At 40.7% G+C, this 16,715-nt stretch carries 12 protein-coding genes and 1 other annotated feature; of the genes, 5 read left to right on the top strand and 7 right to left on the bottom strand.

Annotation, left to right across the window (positions count from 1 at the left end):
* Position 1: 1 nt before the first annotated feature.
* From AUO94_RS01780 to AUO94_RS01795, 4 genes are read right to left on the bottom strand one after another with little or no spacing between them, the layout of a single operon-like run.
* On the bottom strand, positions 2 to 1,042 hold the full coding sequence (locus AUO94_RS01780; RefSeq protein ID WP_058385646.1) for a type IV pilus twitching motility protein PilT: 1,041 nt from the start codon (positions 1,040 to 1,042) through the stop codon (positions 2 to 4).
* Between the two features lie 4 nt (positions 1,043 to 1,046).
* Positions 1,047 to 2,705 (bottom strand): GspE/PulE family protein, encoded by a 1,659-nt coding sequence (locus AUO94_RS01785; RefSeq protein WP_058385647.1) that lies wholly within the window; start codon positions 2,703 to 2,705, stop codon positions 1,047 to 1,049.
* A 22-nt stretch (positions 2,706 to 2,727) separates the two neighbouring features.
* Complete coding sequence (locus AUO94_RS01790; RefSeq protein ID WP_058385648.1) at positions 2,728 to 4,131, bottom strand: VanW family protein; 1,404 nt, start codon at positions 4,129 to 4,131, stop codon at positions 2,728 to 2,730.
* Positions 4,124 to 4,531, bottom strand: a complete 408-nt coding sequence (locus AUO94_RS01795) for a hypothetical protein (RefSeq protein ID WP_058385649.1) — start codon at positions 4,529 to 4,531, stop codon at positions 4,124 to 4,126. The genes AUO94_RS01790 and AUO94_RS01795 overlap by 8 nt, the downstream gene beginning before the upstream one ends.
* Before the next feature lie 314 nt (positions 4,532 to 4,845).
* Here AUO94_RS01795 and AUO94_RS01800 point away from each other — a divergent pair, with 314 nt between their 5' ends.
* The 3 genes from AUO94_RS01800 to AUO94_RS01810 are packed head-to-tail and all read left to right on the top strand — an operon-like array spanning position 4,846 to position 7,643.
* Positions 4,846 to 5,250, top strand: a complete 405-nt coding sequence (locus AUO94_RS01800; RefSeq protein ID WP_058385650.1) for a type IV pilus modification PilV family protein — start codon at positions 4,846 to 4,848, stop codon at positions 5,248 to 5,250.
* Complete coding sequence (locus AUO94_RS01805; RefSeq protein ID WP_082707489.1) at positions 5,198 to 5,770, top strand: PulJ/GspJ family protein; 573 nt, start codon at positions 5,198 to 5,200, stop codon at positions 5,768 to 5,770. The genes AUO94_RS01800 and AUO94_RS01805 overlap by 53 nt, the downstream gene beginning before the upstream one ends.
* A gap of 58 nt (positions 5,771 to 5,828) precedes the next feature.
* The gene (locus AUO94_RS01810) at positions 5,829 to 7,643 is read left to right on the top strand and encodes a hypothetical protein (RefSeq protein WP_058385652.1); all 1,815 of its coding nucleotides are present in this window, start codon (positions 5,829 to 5,831) and stop codon (positions 7,641 to 7,643) included.
* 41 nt (positions 7,644 to 7,684) lie between these two features.
* Here the strand turns inward: AUO94_RS01810 and AUO94_RS01815 are convergent, their stop codons facing one another.
* Together AUO94_RS01815 and AUO94_RS01820 are read right to left on the bottom strand one after the other, a co-directional pair.
* A complete protein-coding gene (locus AUO94_RS01815) occupies positions 7,685 to 9,388 on the bottom strand; it encodes a sensor domain-containing diguanylate cyclase (RefSeq protein ID WP_058385653.1) in 1,704 nt (567 codons plus the stop codon).
* A gap of 46 nt (positions 9,389 to 9,434) precedes the next feature.
* Complete coding sequence (locus tag AUO94_RS01820) at positions 9,435 to 10,622, bottom strand: bifunctional folylpolyglutamate synthase/dihydrofolate synthase (RefSeq protein WP_058385654.1); 1,188 nt, start codon at positions 10,620 to 10,622, stop codon at positions 9,435 to 9,437.
* A 70-nt stretch (positions 10,623 to 10,692) separates the two neighbouring features.
* Here AUO94_RS01820 and AUO94_RS01825 point away from each other — a divergent pair, with 70 nt between their 5' ends.
* Together AUO94_RS01825 and AUO94_RS01830 are read left to right on the top strand one after the other, a co-directional pair.
* Positions 10,693 to 11,556 carry an ATP-grasp domain-containing protein gene (locus AUO94_RS01825; RefSeq protein ID WP_058385655.1) on the top strand — a complete coding sequence of 288 codons (864 nt, stop codon included), beginning with the start codon at positions 10,693 to 10,695 and terminating at the stop codon, positions 11,554 to 11,556.
* Complete coding sequence (locus tag AUO94_RS01830; RefSeq protein WP_058385656.1) at positions 11,553 to 12,350, top strand: ATP-grasp domain-containing protein; 798 nt, start codon at positions 11,553 to 11,555, stop codon at positions 12,348 to 12,350. Before AUO94_RS01825 ends, AUO94_RS01830 begins: the two co-directional genes overlap by 4 nt.
* Positions 12,351 to 12,584: 234 nt before the next feature.
* On the opposite strand, the gene AUO94_RS01835 is transcribed toward AUO94_RS01830, so the two are convergent.
* A complete protein-coding gene (locus tag AUO94_RS01835; protein ID WP_058385657.1) occupies positions 12,585 to 15,218 on the bottom strand; it encodes a valine--tRNA ligase in 2,634 nt (877 codons plus the stop codon).
* 50 nt (positions 15,219 to 15,268) lie between these two features.
* Positions 15,269 to 15,491 (bottom strand) — a binding site (T-box leader).
* Positions 15,492 to 16,715 lie beyond the last annotated feature (1,224 nt).

Below are 16,715 nucleotides of genomic sequence, written 5' to 3' on the forward strand. Positions count from 1 at the left end.
ATTAGTCTTCCCCTCTTAAATAAGGGTGAGCCACTTGACGCGTGATTTTCCCACTCGTTAACAGTTCTTGAATCGACGTTGACATCATGTGCATGCCCGCTGCACGATTGGTCAAAATGACGTTTGGTATTTGGTGTACTTTTTCGGTACGGATTAAGTTCGCTACGGCCGTATTATTAATCATGACTTCTGTTGCAGCGATACGGCCTTTACCATCTGCTTTTGGTAACAAACGCTGTGAAACAACGGCTTTTAATACACCACCCAGTTGCGTGCGGATTTGCGCTTGTTGACCCGCTGGAAACACATCGATAATTCGCTCGATTGTAGATGACGCGCTAGATGTATGAAGTGTTGCCATCACCAAATGTCCTGTTTCGGCCGCCGTAATGGCGGTAGTGATCGTTTCCAAGTCACGCATTTCTCCAACTAAAATAACATCTGGATCTTGGCGCAAAGCCGCTCTCAAGCCATTTGAAAACGAATTGGTGTCAAAGCCAATTTCTCGTTGGTTAATAATTGATGTACCGTGTCTGTGTAAGTATTCAATTGGATCTTCTAACGTAATAATATGCTTCGTCATTGTTTCATTAATATGGCGAATCATTGCAGCCAAGGTCGTCGATTTACCAGAGCCTGTTGGTCCAGTGACTAATATCAAACCTTGATGAGTTTCGGCAAGTGTTTTTAGTATGGCTGGCATTTTTAATTGGTCAATTGTTGGAATTCCTGAAGCAATGGCTCTAAAAGCATGCGATACAGAGCCTCGCTGCTGAAACGAATTGACACGATATCTTGCAACACCAGGTAACGAATAGGCATAATCCATTTCTCCTTTTAACACAAACGTGTCCCATGCTTTTTTGGGAATCAACGCTTCACTGATTTCCCTCGACTGATCTGGCGTTACGATTTGCTCGCCGTATCGCTGAAGTTCTCCATTCATCCGAAAGACCGGTGGAATACCTGCTGTTAAGTGAATGTCTGACACATCTAACTTACTGGCTGCTGTTAATATTTCATCTATATAGGTAGTAGGCATAGGCTTAATCCATCATGGCAACGCGCAGAACTTCTTCTGTAGTTGTCATGCCCTCCTTCACTTTTGATAGGCCATCGTCAATCAAGAAAATCGTTTTGTTTTGCAGTGCAATTTCGCGAATTTCTCCAGCTGTTCCGTTACGATTGATAATGTCTTTTATCTCTTCGTTGACAACAAGCACTTCATGAATCGCCATGCGACCACGGTAGCCCGTCATGTTGCATTGTGAACAACCACTCCCACGCGCAATTGTTTCAATTGTTAAACCTCTTTTTTCAAAAATATGCTTTTCGCGTTCCGTCGCTTGATGGATTTCACGGCAATCTCGACAGACACGACGGATTAACCGTTGTGCAACTACCGCATTTAGAGAAGCCGTTACAAGAAACGGTTCTATGCCCATGTCCATTAAACGCGTAATCGAAGCAATTGAATCATTCGTGTGAATCGTACTCAGCACTAAATGACCTGTAAGTGATGCCCGTATCGAAATATCAGCTGTTTCTTTGTCGCGAATTTCCCCTACCATGACGATATCGGGATCTTGGCGCAGAATAGAACGAAGTCCAGCCGCAAAAGTCAAGCCGACATTGGTATTTACTTGAATTTGGTTAATGCCTTCTAGTTGGTACTCAACCGGGTCTTCTACCGTAATAATATTAACCTCTTCACTATTTAACTTGTTCAAGGCTGCATAAAGAGTCGATGATTTACCTGAACCGGTAGGACCAGAAATCAAAATGATACCATTTGGTTTGTCAATTTCACGCATAAAGCGCTCCATATTCAGTTCACTAAAGCCAAGCTTGGAAATATCAGTTAAGTTTGCACTTAAATCTAAAATTCGCATGACAACTTTTTCTCCGTAGACAGTCGGCAATGAAGAAACCCGCAAGTCGATAGGTCGCATATCTACATTTGTTTTAATCCGACCATCTTGTGGAATCCGGCTTTCTGTAATGTCAAGATTCGCCAAGATTTTAATGCGCGCTGTGATCATCCCTTGCATCGCTTTTGGCAATATACGTTCCGTTCGGAGGGACCCATCAATTCGGTAACGAATCAATACTCGGTTTTCTTGAGGATCCATGTGAACGTCACTTGCTTTTAGCGATACAGCCGTTGAAAGAATCTGACTGACTAAACGGACAATCGGTGCATCTAAGTCTCCCATATCTTCTTGTTGTCCTTGCTCTTTTTCAGGCAAATCAACAATAAACTCATCAAATGATTCTTCGTCATAATACTTAGAAATTGTTTTAGTAACATCTTCTTTTGAGGCGATTACTGGCGCTATCTGAAACCCCGTTGTCAATCGAAGATCATCAATCGTGATATAATCCATCGGGTTTGTCATAGCAATAAATAATTTATCACCTTCTATTTTTAGCGGCACTAGCTGATTGCGCTTTGCCATTTCCTTTGGCACCATATTAAACAAGTTTTTATCGAAAGGATAACGGAACAATGAAACGTGTGGAATGCCTAATTGCACTTCAAGAGTTTCAATCAGCTGTTGTTCTGTAATCAATCCTCGTTGTAATAGCGCATCTCCTATTTTTTGTTCTGGTTTTTTGGTGTTGAGGGCTTCATCAAAGTCTGACTGTGTTAACAAGCCATGGTCGACTAGAATATCCCCCAGTCGCTTACGTATTTTTGCCAAGCTTTTTCCTCCCTCACATCGATTAAGGATTAACTAAATTTCCACCCTTATCATATATAGGTTTATCGGTTTCCGAATTCTTGTCTGAATTTGGAGTTGAATTATTTGTCTCTTTGTCTGTAGAACTACCTGTCTTACCAGAATCAGCTTCAGTTTTACCGTTTTCAGCCGCTTGCTCTTTTCCTGATTCAGAATCAGCTTCGCTCTTTTCGTCTGCTGATTCACCCGGTACCTGTTCTTCTTCTGGAGATCCATCTAATCCTGTTTCTGGAACTACTTCTGCAGGAGGAGCTGTTAATGGATAAAGTTCTATACGATTAATAGGTGGATAGAAGTCAGTAGAGATGGCTTCAACTTTTAGCTCGTCTCCGTTATCCATAATCGACCTGACTATTTCAACACGAACACCTTCGCTCCCTTCTTCTTCTACTACTTTTCCAGTCGTAACAAAAGCACTGTATTGCTTAATCAATCGAGGATTGACAGTTTCTTTACTAGAAGTTGAAACAGTATAGTCATATACAAAGGGAAAGCCTTCTAATGACACAGTTAACGAATCATCCGTAAATGCTGTATTTAATGTAAAAGAACTAGCATTTGGATTAGAAAAAACCAAGTCAATGCCAAGCGAACGATTAATGGTTGCTTCTTCGCCAATAGCAATTTTTTCTGGAATTCGATTTCCAATACTACGTTCTTCTATTTTGAAATTTGTCTTGAGTACTACCGCATAAATTGCCGAAGCGATTTCAGTAAGTTCGGAATCTGATAATCCAATAGGTTTTAGTTCATTGATAAAGGTTAAAAAGGAAAATTTTTCACCAGGAGCAATCTGCATACCATTGATGGCTGCCACAACAGCTACTGTGTTTTCATTGATTGATACTTGTGGGAAAGCTACTTTTGATACGGTCTCTTGTTCAACATCAAGAGAATCATCACTAATTGTTACGGTTGTTTTTTCAAGACCTGCTTCAAGTGCTTCTTCTAATTTTACGTTAATTTTTTGTACTTCTGCTTCAGAAAATGCCACTCGCGGGAAATTCTCAGTTAAAAAGCGCTCAGTGGTCTTTTCTGGAAGGTTGTATAAGAAACTATTTTGCATACCGGACTGTGCCTGCTGAGCTGTTTCTTCTAACAGAATTTCTGCATCATCTAGCGGATAATTTGCAGTAGCATCTTGATATCTTACTAGTAATTCGGAAGACTGATGCCAATTTTCGAGCGTTCCAGAAAATTGCGCCATAGCTCCAGCTACTTCCATGTTTGAAACATTTGTTGTGCCTATATACGTATCGTCACCAAATTGCTCTTTTGGAAATAGCCATTTGTCTATGACTGTAGCTCCTGCATTGGAAACGCCAAAAAACAACAACCCCGATAAAAAAATTGTTAAAAACGTCTTACCGAAAACTTGATTATTCAACTTTCTGTTCCTCCTTAATCACAGCGATTGTCTGCATACCAAATGGCTTCTCAACTATCGGTTCATGCACTGATTGCTGAATCGGTTCCACATGTTTAAGTTGTTTCAATGACGTGCTACTTTTTTTGTTCCTGCGCTCTTGAATAAGTTGCTGATTTTTTAGTTGTTCTTTTTCAAGGAATTTCGTATAACTCAATGCAACTAGTAAAGAAACTCCAAGTATGCCAGCTATCGAAAGAATTAGTGAAAATGTACTTTGCATAAAAAGTCCAATGGCAGCCACGAATATACCTCCACCTAGTAAGATCATCCTATTTTTTCTAATATCACCTTTTGTAAAAAAATACAAAATAGACAACGTACTTGCAGCAAAAATTATGAATAGTAAAATGCGAATCATTAAAACTCCCCCTGTATAGTCAGTACTTGATACTGCAATGTTAAAAATGATCTTTCCTTTTAATTTGTAAATTAAAGTAATAAGATAGGTTAAAGTATCTCATCTGATATAGCTATAATACAAGATAAATGGTATAAATAGTAGTGAATCATAAAAATAGTTATCAATACTTATTTCCTATTTAACGTATAATTTATTACATTTTTATGTGGTCAAGTTACAACTAAAATGATATACATAACAAGATGGTTAAACTTTCTAAGTTATTACTACTACTTTTTACATAAGCGGGTGAAAATACAATGAGGTTTTATATGAATAACGATAGAGGGTTTACACTAGTCGAGGTACTTGCTTCCCTAGTCATTCTTTCTATTGTATTGACGAGTTTTACAGTAGTTTTTGCGAATACAAATCGGTTGGCAGTGACAAATAGTGAGAAGCTAGTTGTTATTAATTTAGCTGATTCTTATTTAGAACGAGTCAAATTAACTCCTAACGAATTTATTGATAGTTATCCACCTCTTAAAAATATTGATAGTAAACAAAAGCCTTCTTTTATCCATACAATAAACGAAAAAAATTATGATGTTCTTATAAAAATAAAAAAAGAAACTTCCGCTCCTTTGCTAAGTGTCGTGGTTGTTGTAAAGGCGGTAGATTCTAATGTATCAAGTTCAGTTGAAGGGTTTGTTCCATATGTTATGTCGATCAAATAAACTGAATAACAATAAAGGTGTTACATTAGTTGAGTTGTTGGCAACAATTATACTCGTTAGTATAATAGCTACTCTTGCATATACAGTACTTTTTCAAGGCTATTCCAACTATCAGCGTACGAAAGTTGAAACCGAATTGCGTGATGAGGCAGATTTGATTATGGCTAGTTTAATTTCTGATTTATTTGTCTCCAAAAAATCCGACTTAAAATTAACTGAAACCTGCAAAAACGGGATAGTTGAGTCGTATGTAAAAGTAACCAAAAAAGATGGTTCTAGCTATGAAACTGGGTTTAAAAATAAACAAATACTTATAAAAAATCAGTCTGTACAATTTTTCAATCAATCAGTTTCGTTAGTAAATCCTACTTGTACTGGTAGTTCATCTGAAATTCTAAATTCTAATCTTACTTCAATAGATGGCGTTGCATATACTGTTTCATTCACACTAGAAATAGTAAAAAAACAAAAAAAAATTCAAAAGGAATTTATAAACACTATTGTAGTTATTAATGACTGATTATTTTTTCAATAAGTGTAAAAAATTTATATTCTTTTAAGAATTGGAGGAAGTTCATTTGAACCACATAAAAAAACAGCAGGGCTATGCCTTGTTGTTAACACTTGGGTTAATCGTAATACTTACTATTCTTGGAGCAAGTCTGCTCATGTTAACAAATAATGGTTCCTCTAAGAATGAAGTAAGACAAGATATCACTCGGTCTTCCGACTTATCTCAAAAGGGTATTGATTTAGTTACTACTCAAGTTAATTCTGAGCTTATCACTTTTTTAGGTGACAATGGACGTCCTAGAACTGAATTTATTTTTCAACTAGAAAGAATTTTAGATAGGTATCTCTGTACGGGGAATTCGAGCATCCCAATCAAAGGTGAAACCGGAACATATAAAGCTTGTATTGTATCTTACGTCGATACTGTTGACAAAGACAATCAATCTAATCCCTTAAAAAAACTAGTATCCTTTAAAAGTATTGGGACAGCTGGTGATGCAAATAGAGAAATGATCAGCAAAATTGAAATTGGTGCAGCTACTGCTCCGGAAGCTTTGCGCTATGCTATTGGAACAAATATCGATACAGCCGATGGTCTTCAAAACGGAGAAGGCAATCTTTTGATGCACGGTGGCGTCGAGATTAAAGGAGACTTAAAAGTTGATGGCAATATTGTAACTAGTACCAATGGATACGCACTTTTAGGAGGAGACCGTTGGATTCCAAGCTTAGCTCCTTCTACTCTGCCACTCGAGGGAGCAAAAACAGCAAGGTTATTTTTAGGAAAAAATCCTTATACTTTTAATACAACTTCCAGCTATACAAGCCATATTGCAAGATCAAACTTTGCTACTTCTCCTTACAATTTGAGAACCAATATTTCAGATTTGTTTAGATCTGGTTATGCTCCAACCTTGGTGTCAAGAGAGCCAGTTCAAAGTCCAATAGCAATTACAGAGCAAAAGCAAAACTTTGAATATACAATAAATGGGAGTGGTGTAACCAGTTTATATACAGGTTCAAATAGAATAATTAATAATCAAACATATACAACATCAAAAATTTTTCCAGTCTTTCGTTATAGTCAAGATGAATGCATCGAGTATTATACTTCTGGGAAAAATAAGGGTGAATGCAAGAGAAGTGAAGAAAAATATTACTATGTCGAAACTGGTACTTATACTGTTACAGGTACTAATACATTCAAGCAATTTTCAACAAAGGGAAATGTCGTTATGGCCGGAACAGATACTAAGTTTACAAATGGGCTATATGTCAACGGAGACCTGTCAATCGGAAACAATAGCACGTCTTATGATGTTGATAGATACTCTTCAGTAACCTTAGATGGCCCGATATATGTAAATGGAGATCTTAATATCCAAGGTGCAGATTTACGAAGCAATGCTTTAATCTATGTCAATGGTTCTGTAAACATCTCTCATTCCAGAATGAATGGAAAAATCTTAACAAATAAAAAGCAAGGTTCTTTAATTGTTCTCTCGAAAGGCAATATAAAAATTTCCAATAACTCCGTCAATTATGATGAGCCAAGTTATATCAAAGGATTCTTTTACTCCGAAAAGGATTTTGAAATGTTTGGAGTTGGTTCTAACATGAAAATTGATGGTGGCATTTCAGCAAGAAAAATTGTTCTTAACGCCATACGTGGACGAGCAAAAGACGATCCTTTCAGCGGATCTTACAAAATTCCAGGTAGAAGTGATTATTTTGAGGGTGTCGAAGAACAAAGTAAGCGTAATTCTCGTCTCCAAGTTGTATACGACTTAGAAATTATTTCGACTTATTCAGACTTAAAACAGCAAGAACCTGTTATTTACTCAGTTGACCCACCTACCGAAAAAGAAAGGTCCTATTAAAAAGAGTTAGCAAAAAGGCAGTTGCCTCTTGCTAACTCTTTTTATTTTACATACGCCGCAACCTTATTCCGTCCTGCCTGCTTTGCGCCAATATACAACGCCCTGTCCGCGTTTCGAATGAGCGTCATTCCTTCATCGCTATCGTCAGGTGCAGTTGATACACCCATGCTCATCGTAATGTGGACAATTTGTTGCTCACGATCTGCTCCTAAATCATTTTCAATTAGAAAGTCATGATTTTCAATGCGCTTACGCAAGTTTTCAGCAAGTAACATAGCGAGCTCTTTGCTGTAATTTTGAAGCAATACGACGAATTCTTCGCCGCCGTAACGAGCAATCGTTCCTTCGTCGCCAATCTCTTCTCTTAGTATGTCCGCTAGTTGCACGAGAATATCATTGCCGCTTTGGTGTCCATAACGATCGTTAATGCTCTTGAAGTGATCGATGTCCATCATCACTAAGGACAACTGGTCCAATCGCCCCTCGTTTAGTTCTTTTATGCAGCTTTCTAAGCTTTCATCTAGATAGCGGTAATTATACAATTTGGTTAAGCCACAGCGTTCGCTTTTGGCGATAACTTTTTGCATATAGCCGGCTTTTTCCAGTGACACGGCAAAATACGTACTGAGGATTTCTAAAATTTGCAGTTGATGCTTGGCGAAGGCGTATTTCTTTTTAGATGCCAGTACGAGCACCCCTTCTATTTTGTTGTTCCGTGCGATAGGTGTCGCCATGATGCTTTCTGTATCTGCTGGAAAATTGCCTGTCACCCATTTTTTCCAATCTGCTTTTTCATTGTAGATAGAAGATTCGCCGGTCAGAATGGCTTGTCCCGCGACTCCCTTTTTGTAAGGGACTGGAGCAATGTTACGCGGCTCAAATTGATCGTTTTCATAGATTCGCAAAAATTGCTGCAACTCGTCACGGTAATCGATGACATAAGTGTATTCAACTTTAAACATTTTGGCGACTTGTGCCACAAATAAGTCGAGTATTTCGTCTGTCTCTAAACGCGCAGCGAGTTGATGACCGATTACGCCTGCTTTTTTCAAGTCAACATTAATTTGCTCTGAATTGTTGTACATTTTCATGATCACAGTCATTGTCAAAAACGGTACTCCTAGTAAGACCAGTGCGGCGACTCCAATATAGGCTTCGAATAGATACAACGCAATAGCATACGGAAAAACCAGCAGCATTAAAGCGAAGTCCCATATGGCGTCTATCGAAAAGAACTTGCTGCGATTGCCTGTCGTATAATCATATAAGTAATAAATGATTTGATTGCTCAATACGGAAGCTACTTGGAAGATCAGGCCGAAAGTAATAACAGTTGTCAGGTTGAGCGAATTAAACTCACCCCCTACTGCTATATATGTTAAGCCAGCAATGAGCGAAACAGCTAAAAACATCATGGAGTTAAAAGGAATTCTTAGCGACTGCTCCTCATCTGTCCGACTGCGATACAAAACTATGAGCATGGTCAATTGTGAAACCAGTATTTCAATAAAAATTCCATACTTTAAGAACAGTGCAACTGTCACCCATTGCACTAAAAAAGTCGACGCCCCGTTAATATTCATCGGCATCAAACTCATTAATACAAAAAACAACACATAAGCAAACAAGTTCCAAGGATCCTCTATGGTCGGTGGGAACAACTGATAAGCGATGATTAAACTTACCGGCACCAACAAGACCCACAGGATCCAAAGAATTTTTTTCCGTTTATTGTTACCGGCCATAACATCCTTCCCTTCCTTATGCAGTTATCTATTATTTAACCTATGCTTATGACTGATAACATTGAAAAAATGGAGAAGTAGAATTTCTAAGAACAGTAAGCAGGTAAATCGAACCAGTGACTATAGTCACTTCTTCATTATCATGTACAGGTAATATATCATACCAATTTAGAATTGTCTTCCTTTTACTAGAGTTTTCTGAAAATAATATTTCTGCGGGTAACGCTCTGCTGTCATCAAAGTCAACAAAGGTAAAATGATCGCTAACCGTTTCTAATTGACGCAACACACTCGCGTAGTCTTTCCCTTTCAGTACTCCCATAACAATGTGAATCGGACGATTCGGAAACAGTTGTTTGATCGTCTCAACTAAGGCTTCGGCGCTCGCTTTATTGTGGGCACCGTCAAAAAAAACTTCAGGAAAAACTTCTTCAAACCGGTAAGCGATATGTGCGAACGATAAGCTTTGTAGAGCTTTTTGTTCGCTAAACCCAGCGCCAAGCAGTTCTCTCGCAGCTTCTAATGCCAAACTAGCATTTACTAACTGATGCGGTCCTTTAAGTTTTAGTTGAACAGTAGCTAACTCTTGTGGTTGGATTACTTCAGCATGCAAATCGTTCGCAGTGGCTTGAACGATTTCCAATGCTTCATGTGTCAGTTTACCCACTACGACAGGTTTCCACTTTTTAATAATTCCTGCTTTATGCCAAGCGATTTCTTCTATTGTAGTACCAAGAAAGTTTGTGTGGTCCATAGAGATGGATGGGATGATCGCAATTTCCGGATGGATCACATTTGTGCTATCCAATCCTCCCCCCATTCCTGCTTCAATAATGGTAAAGTCAAGTGCATGATTTCGAAAAATCATAAATGCGGCGGCTGTTAACAGTTCAAAATCCGTTAATGGTGTTGTTACCATACTTAACTGTTTCATCACCAGATCAAGTTCATCTGAACTAACCGGTTTTCCATCGATTTGAATTTGATCATGAAGATTTTCAATGCAAGGCGAGTAAAAGTTACCGACACTGTGTTCGTGTGCTTGTAAGATCGCTGACAGAAACGTTGCGGTGGATCCTTTGCCATTTGTTCCAGCCAGATGAACAAACTTGCCTGCTTTATGTGGATTGCCTAATTCCTCCAGAGCAGACGTGATGGCCTCTAATCCAGGGTGAATGGCTGAGTCTGTCTGTATGTTCCATTTTGTTTTGTATTGTTCTAGTCCGATGATCATAAAGAGCCTCTTTTCTTAGTAAACATGATACACTTTTTAAGTAGGATATTAGCCCGAAGGTGGAATGGATATGACAAGTTGTTGGATTATTTATAACGGAAGTTTAGTTTCCGATAAGTTTGAAGACCAAGCTAGGCTGGTTGCCGAGGCAGCAGAAAGAGCCGGCATAGATGTAAAAATTATGAAAAATTTTGAGGTTGTAATGGATTTATCAGTCAATTTAAGTATACCCGATTTTGCCGTGTTATTGGATAAAGATATCTTACTTGGCTACTTTTTAAAAAGTCGAGGGGTGCCCGTTTACAACGACCCCGCAGTGATTGATTTATGCGACAACAAAGCGACTCAATATGTCCAACTAGCAGCGCACGATTTGCCCATGCCACGGACGATTGTTGCCCCAAAAGTTTATCCGAACTTCTCCATAATGGAATCTGGTTATTTCGAGAAAATTATTAATCAGTTGAACTTGCCGATGATCATTAAAGAAGGTCACGGCTCTTTTGGCATGAAAGTCTATTTAATTGAAACCGAAGCGCAATTTTACGAAAAAGTCGATAGCCTACGAGGTGTCGATTTTGTATTCCAGGAATTTATCGCATCGAGCCGCGGTCGCGACATTCGCGTTAATATTGTAGGAGATCAAATTGTGGCAGCGATGTATCGTCATTCTGAAACAGATTTCCGCGCGAATATAACAAATGGCGGTGTGGCGTCGCCAATCCAACTAACTGCCGTTCAAGAAAAACTAGCGTTGGAAGCTGCTGATGCCGTTGGTGCCACCTTTGCTGGAGTCGATTTGTTGTTTGGTGACAACGATCAGCCATTAGTATGCGAAGTCAATGCCGCCGCGCACATTCGCAATATTTTAAATGTCACAGGCATTAATGTCGCGGACGCCATGATTGCCTATATAGTGGAGGACTTAGCATGAAACTTCTCTATGAAACAGCGGACGCAAAACGCAACCACGAATTTATAGAAGAACTGCAGCGTTTTGGTGATGTTCGTTTGATCCAGTGGGACGATTGGAGTTCAAACGGACTCCAGCTACTCGCGGAAACCGTTAAAAGTGAAACCGTGGTGTTTCGTGCGCGGCGCCCGCAAGCTGCACGATTTCTAGAAGACCAACAGGTTCGACTGGTAAATCGTGCCGAAGTCAACCGTATTGCCAATGACAAATGGCAAAGTTATCAATTGTTTCTATTCCTTGGAGTGCCTGTTATTCCTAGCTACCAAACAGCAACTGAATTTCCGTGTGTGGCAAAAACCGCAGACGGGCACGGAGGTTCCGAAGTTTGGCTGCTCCAAGCCGTTCAAGACATGCCCGTTACCTCTTCGCCACTGATTTTCCAGCCGGTCATTCAGCATCAAGCGGACGTCCGTGCTTATGTAATCGGCAATAAAGTCGTTGGTGCTGTCAAACGCTGCTCTAAAGACTCTTTTAAAGTGAACTATTCTCTCGGTGGTACTGTTGAGAAATACATCCTCACTGCCGCTCAAGAAAAGGATGTCTTACGTATTGCCCGCGCTTTAAAAAGCGACTATGTCGGAATCGATTTTTTGCTATTAGAAGACGGTCAGCACCTGTTCAATGAAATCGAAGATCCTGTTGGGGCCCGGTCATTTTATAAAACACACGAAGAAAACATCGCTGAATTGTTAGTAGAATACCTGCGAACACTGGAACAACATGCACCGTTTGGGCGGGAAGATCGACCGAAATGATTTCTAGTTAAGTTGAACTATTTTTACCTCTGAATATTCTGCCGGAGTCTGCTTTATTTTTATGTAAACACCGAAAAAATTCGACATTTCTGATTTAGTGAATTTCTTAGCGTTGGCGTGTTCAGGGGCTAAGCGAAGCGAGAGCTATGCCAAAATGTCCATTCCTAAGTCTAATTTATTAGCTTGTTAACCACAAAAAACCGCTCTCCCATTGGGAAAACGTTTTTTTTCGTTTTACAAGTTCTTTAATTCTTCGATACGTTTTTCAACTGTTGCGTGTTTTTCTAGGTAATCGGCTTGTTTCGCACGTTCTTCGGCGACAACTGCTTCTGGCGCTTTAGACACAAAACGTTCGTTCGACAATTTGCCGCTCACGAGTTTGACTTCTTTTGCCCATTTTTCACGTTCTTTACCGAGACGTGCAAGTTCTGCATCTATGTCGATCAAGCCTTCAAGTGGCATAAACAATTCAGCACCGGATACTACTGCAGACATCGATTTTTCAGGAGCTACCATGTTTTCGCCGATCGTTAAGGTTTCCGGGTTACAGAAACGTTCGATATACGCGGCATTTGCTTCTAGCACGGCATGCGTATTGGCGTCTTTTGCCGAAATCGTCAACGGCACTTTTTTGCTCATTGGCGACTGTACTTCTGCACGGATCGTACGTACAGAACGAATCACATCCATTAACAGCTTCATGCTTGAAGACTGACTTTGGTCTGTTAATGAGTTATCCACTGTCGGCCACGCCGCAATGGTAATCGATTCACCTTCATGCGGCAAGTTCTGCCAAATTTCTTCTGTAATAAATGGCATGAACGGGTGCAATAAACGCATCGTGTTGTCGAGTACGTAAGCAAGAACTGAACGCGTCATTTTCTTCGCTCTTTCGTCCTCACCGTATAATGGCAATTTCGACATTTCGATATACCAGTCACAGAAATCATCCCATATAAAGTTGTAAAGTGAACGGCCTACTTCGCCAAATTCATAGCGTTCTGCAAGTTCCGTTACTTGTTCGATGGTTTCATTCAAACGCGTCAGAATCCATGAATCCGCAACGGACTTTTTGCCTGACAAGTCGATTTGGTCGTACGTCATGCCTTCCATGTTCATCAACGCAAAACGAGACGCATTCCAGATTTTATTGGCAAAGTTCCAAACGGACTCGACTTTGTCGTTTGCGTACCGAAGATCTTGTCCTGGAGACGAAGCTGTTGCGAGGAAATAACGCAGCGAATCGGCTCCGTACTCAGAAATAACGTCCATCGGGTCAACGCCGTTGCCGAGTGATTTGGACATTTTACGCCCTTCAGCATCGCGCACAAGTCCGTGAATCAAGACATCTTTAAACGGTTTTTCACCCGTGAATTCTAAAGCTTGGAAAATCATCCGTGACACCCAAAAGTTAATGATGTCGTAGCCTGTCACCAATACGTCCGTCGGGTAGTAACGGCTAAGATCATCGTTTTCTTCTGGCCAGCCAAGTGTCGAGAACGGCCATAAAGCAGATGAGAACCACGTGTCTAATACGTCTTCGTCTTGTGTCCAGTTTTCAGCGTCTGCCGGTGCTTCGTGACCTACATAGATTTCGCCTGTTTCGTTATGATACCAAGCTGGAATTTGATGTCCCCACCAAAGTTGGCGCGAAATACACCAGTCGCGAATATTTTCCATCCAGTGCAAATAGGTTTTCTCAAAACGATCCGGCACAAAGTTAACACCCGCATCGTTTTTTTGTGCCTCAACTGAAGCAGCAGCAAGTGGTTTCATATCGACAAACCATTGTGTTGATAGGTAAGGCTCAACCACTGCTCCGCTACGCTCAGAATGGCCTACTGAATGCAAATGCTCTTCAATTTTAAATAACACATCCAGGTCTTGCAGATCTTTGACAATTTGCTTCCGACATTCAAAACGATCCAGTCCTTCATACTTGCCAGCGTTTTCGTTCATCGAACCGTCTTCATGCATAACTAGTACGCGTTCTAAATGATGACGGTTTCCAATTTCAAAGTCATTCGGGTCGTGAGCCGGTGTAATTTTTACAGCACCACTTCCAAATTCTCTATCCACGTAATTATCCGCTACAATTTCAATTTCTCGGCCAATAATTGGCAAAATTACTTTCTTGCCGATCAAGTGCTGGTAACGCTCGTCTTTCGGGTGAACGGCAACGGCTGTATCGCCAAGCATTGTTTCGGGACGTGTCGTGGCGATTTCAATATGACCACTACCATCTGCAAGTGGGTAACGCATATGATAAAACGCACCTTGTACGTCTTTGTAAATAACTTCAATGTCGGAAATCGCCGTTTTTGTGTTCGGGTCCCAGTTGATGATGTATTTGCCGCGGTAAATGAGTTTTTTCTCATACAGCTTAACAAATACTTCTCTTACTGCTTTTGATAAGCCGTCATCTAATGTAAAACGCTCACGCGAATAATCAAGACCTAGCCCTAGTTTTGCCCATTGCTCGCGAATGTGCCCTGCGTATTGATCTTTCCATTTCCATGATTCTTCAAGAAACGCTTCGCGTCCTAAGTCATAGCGTGAACGTCCTTCTTCTTTCAGCTTGCCTTCCACTTTGGCTTGCGTCGCAATACCGGCATGGTCCATTCCTGGTAACCATAACGCATCAAAGCCTTGCATGCGTTTCATGCGTGTCATGATGTCTTGTAATGTGGTATCCCACGCGTGGCCTAAGTGCAACTTGCCGGTAACGTTTGGTGGTGGAATCACAATGGTATACGGCGTTTTGCCGCTTTCAGGTTTTGCTTCGAAGAATTTGTTGTTGACCCACCAATCGTAACGCCCTTTTTCAATCGATTGTGGATCGTACTTGGTGGACATTTGTTCAGTCATTGGAATTCCTCCTTTAATTTCTGGTAGAACGCAAAAAACTCCCGTCGTCTGTAAAGGACGAAGGAGTTTTTCGCGGTACCACCTTTATACACAGGTCCACTTGCACACCTGGCTCTCAAGTTTCATAACGGATGTTCAGTCCGGTTCCCGCTACTCGTTTCACGGCAACTGCTCGGAGGTGACATTCAACTGGACGCTCATGAAAACCTCTCACCAATTGGTTTTCTCTCTGAAATGCAACGTACAATTTACTATCCTCTTCAACGCATGAATATCTAATTACTCTTATTGTACTCAATACTTGGTTTTAGCGTCAAGTTTATTTTGTAAGGTTTGATTGAGGTGGTAGTTATTTCTGCTTTCTTATGTCGCTTCAGTCGCTTTGGGCATGGCTCTCGCAATAAGCCCGGAAGTGCGCCGGTCTTTTTGCTTCGCCTAGCCCGTGATCGCTCCTTGCTTAGTTAATGGACATGGCTTTGGTGGTGTAGGGTAGGTAGTTGGTGTTGTTTTCTCACTTCGCTTAACAAATAAATATAGATTTTTTGGTATGAGGTAAGTTAGGCAGCTTCGCTTTCTTATGCCGCTTCGGTCGCTTTGGGCATGGCTCCCGCAATAAGCCCGGAAGTTCACCGGTCTTTTTGCTTCGCCTAGCCCTTGGACGCGCCTCGCTTAGTCAATGGACATAGCTTTGGTAGTGTGGGTAGATAGTTGGTGTTGTTTTCTCACTTCGCTTAACGAATGAATTTCGGCTTTGTAGTGTGATGTAAATAAGGTAGCCTCACTTTCTTATGCCGCTTCGGTCGCTTTGGGCATGGCTCCCGCAATAAGCCCGGAAGTTCACCGGTCTTTTTGCTTCGCCTAGCCCGTGCTCGCTCCTTGCTTAGTCAATGGACATGGCTTTGGTGGTGTAGGGTGGGTAGTTGGTGTTGTTTTGTTACTTCGCCTAGTGAATGAAGATTGATGTGGGGGTGCAAGTTCGATAAAGTAGCTTCGCTTTCTTATGCCGCTTCGGTCGCTTTGGGCATGGCTCTCGCAATAAGCCCGGAAGTTCACCGGTCTTTTTGCTTCGCCTAGCCCGCGACGCGCCTCAGCTAGGGAGTGGTGGTTGCATAAGTGCACCTATTTTATGTGGGAGTAGAGGGTGTAAAGTTCTGGAGACGCTCGGCCGCGGTGGTGCACGCGCCGTCGCTAAGTAAGGTTGCATTGAACTGGGATAATCGTTTTTCTTAGGTTCTATACATCGCTTCGGTCGTGTGGGGTAGGTAGTTGATGTTGTTTTCTTACTTTGTTTAACAAATAAATATAGATTTTTAAGGTAGCTTTGCTTTTTTATGTTGCTTCGGTCGTTTTGAGCGTAACAATGTGAGACGAGATGAATAACTTGGAGCGAGCTTTGGAACAGCAATGCCGATTTTCTATATCTTGCTAATTTTTCACTACTAACTATTGAGATAAAAGCGACTACCTAAACAGATCAAAATCATTCTAAAAAAAGGG

Source organism: Planococcus kocurii (genome assembly GCF_001465835.2).
GTDB classification, from domain to species: Bacteria; Bacillota; Bacilli; order Bacillales_A; family Planococcaceae; genus Planococcus; species Planococcus kocurii.

Coding starts and splice junctions, on each gene's coding strand:
- AUO94_RS01780 (WP_058385646.1), bottom strand. CDS start 1,042: ATGCCTACTACCTATATAGATGAAATATTAACAGCAGCCAGTAAGTTA.
- AUO94_RS01795 (WP_058385649.1), bottom strand. CDS start 4,531: ATGATTCGCATTTTACTATTCATAATTTTTGCTGCAAGTACGTTGTCT.
- AUO94_RS01800 (WP_058385650.1), top strand. CDS start 4,846: ATGAATAACGATAGAGGGTTTACACTAGTCGAGGTACTTGCTTCCCTA.
- AUO94_RS01805 (WP_082707489.1), top strand. CDS start 5,198: ATGTATCAAGTTCAGTTGAAGGGTTTGTTCCATATGTTATGTCGATCA.
- AUO94_RS01815 (WP_058385653.1), bottom strand. CDS start 9,388: ATGGCCGGTAACAATAAACGGAAAAAAATTCTTTGGATCCTGTGGGTC.
- AUO94_RS01820 (WP_058385654.1), bottom strand. CDS start 10,622: ATGATCATCGGACTAGAACAATACAAAACAAAATGGAACATACAGACA.
- AUO94_RS01825 (WP_058385655.1), top strand. CDS start 10,693: ATGACAAGTTGTTGGATTATTTATAACGGAAGTTTAGTTTCCGATAAG.
- AUO94_RS01830 (WP_058385656.1), top strand. CDS start 11,553: ATGAAACTTCTCTATGAAACAGCGGACGCAAAACGCAACCACGAATTT.
- AUO94_RS01835 (WP_058385657.1), bottom strand. CDS start 15,218: ATGACTGAACAAATGTCCACCAAGTACGATCCACAATCGATTGAAAAA.